Origin of the sequence: Acinetobacter sp. V2, from assembly GCF_001188385.1 — a bacterium.
In the GTDB taxonomy this organism is placed as follows: domain Bacteria; phylum Pseudomonadota; class Gammaproteobacteria; order Pseudomonadales; family Moraxellaceae; genus Acinetobacter; species Acinetobacter oleivorans.
The window spans coordinates 1,279,073-1,280,775 of sequence record NZ_JZFB01000001.1 but is presented as its reverse complement, the minus strand read 5'-3'; the positions used below and the strand labels follow the sequence as shown (position 1 = coordinate 1,280,775).

At 39.1% G+C, this 1,703-nt stretch carries 1 protein-coding gene and 2 pseudogenes; all 3 read left to right on the top strand.

Annotated features, from left to right (window positions below):
• Positions 1-95 (top strand): annotated as a pseudogene (locus tag UC75_RS20345) (dihydroneopterin aldolase); the annotation flags it as partial.
• Positions 52-489 (top strand): 2-amino-4-hydroxy-6-hydroxymethyldihydropteridine diphosphokinase, encoded by a 438-nt coding sequence (locus UC75_RS05850; RefSeq protein ID WP_049837003.1) that lies wholly within the window; start codon positions 52-54, stop codon positions 487-489. The pseudogene UC75_RS20345 and the gene UC75_RS05850, both read left to right, overlap by 44 nt.
• Positions 490-747: 258 nt before the next feature.
• A pseudogene (locus UC75_RS20340) lies at positions 748-1,703 on the top strand (potassium-transporting ATPase subunit KdpA); the annotation flags it as partial.

Below are 1,703 nucleotides of genomic sequence, written 5' to 3'. Positions count from 1 at the left end.
CCATCCGTAAGCCCGCCATCATTGCAGAAGCTAATGCTGTAGGAATTCGTCTTGAACGCACCAGAAACAATTTTTGCGCTCGCCCTAGCGAGTAATTTAGACGCAGATCAGCACTTTACTTTTGCGTATACGCAATTAGCAACTTTGGGGAAAGTGCAGTTTTCATCTGTTTATCAAATTCCATGTCGAGATGGTATTGGAGATGATTATTGGAATTCAGCATGTCTATTAAAAAGCACTTTATCGTGTGACCAAATTGAATCTTTTTTAAAGAAACTTGAGTTAGATTCGGGGCGTGTTCGTCCATCGCATCATATTTCTTTAGATGTAGATTTGATTGCATGGGGAAGTGATCTGGACCATATGCAATTTAATTCTAAAAAATTGCCTTTGGCGCTTGATGTAAAAATTCCCTTATATGAACTTTGGCCTTGTGAAACCTTAAAGGCTGATAGCATGATTTATCCAGTCGTTAATTTTAAAGTTTAAAGGCTTTCAAACTAGATTTTACGCAAACTTTACGCGGTCTTTGAGTTCCTCAATAGAGAATTTACGGGCATTTTATCCATACTGAAATTCACTAAATTAGTGTTATTTCAGGACAATAAAAATGCTTATAAATTCTCAAATGCGCATCTTGCATCAGTCTGGCATTGTGTTATGCGGACTTAAAACAAATGATATTTCCTCATCTCTCCTTATTTCCAGTTTGGCAAATCAAGCCAAGGGGTATAGAGGAGAATAGCCATGTTAGAACTTATACTTGTTTTATTTATTGCTATTTTTCTAGCATGGTGCCTCGGTAAATATCTATCCAAAGTGATGACAAATCAGCCGATGTGGGGTGATGGATTATTTCGCTGGATTGAAAATCCTGTTTATCGCTTGTTAGGTATATCTCCACAACAACAAATGAACTGGAAACAATATTCGCTAGCATTTGTTGTTAGCTGTGTTTTTCTAGCTGTGGCCGTTTTTGCTATTTTTATGACACAAGCATGGCTACCATTAAATCCAAATCATGCACCAAATATGAGTTGGGATTTAGCATTACACACGGTTATTTCATTTTTAACTAATACCAATCAACAGCATTATTCTGGGCAAGCTCAATTATCTTATTTGTCGCAAATGACAGGTATTGTGGGTTTGCAAGTCATTACTCCAATGATGGGGCTAGCTTTAGTTGTCGCGACCTTAAGAGCTTTCTTTTATCAGCGCCCAAACCATATTGCAGCCGATGTTGCCGAGCAGCCAGACCAAATTTTAATTGGGAACTATTGGGCAGATGTAATTCGCCCTACAGTCCGATTCTTGCTTCCGCTCTGTTTTGTTTGGTCTTTATTGCTCAACAGCCAAGGCGTACCAGCGACTTTCCAAGGCGGGCCAGAAGTACAGCTGATTGATAAAGCCAATACAGTTCAAATCCAAAAAATTCCTTTAGGGCCAGTTGCACCAATGGTAGCGATTAAGCAATTGGGGAGTAATGGTGGTGGTTGGTATGGTCCAAATAGTAGTGTGCCTTTAGAAAATCCAACACCGCTTTCTAATTTATTAGAAATGATTGCGATATTACTCATTCCACTTACCGTGATTTTTATGGTGGGACATTTTACCCAGCGTAAAAAGTTTGCTTACTTTGTGTTTGGCAGCATGCTTTTCATGTCGATTATTTCAGGTGCAGCGGCTGTCTGGTCTGAGAG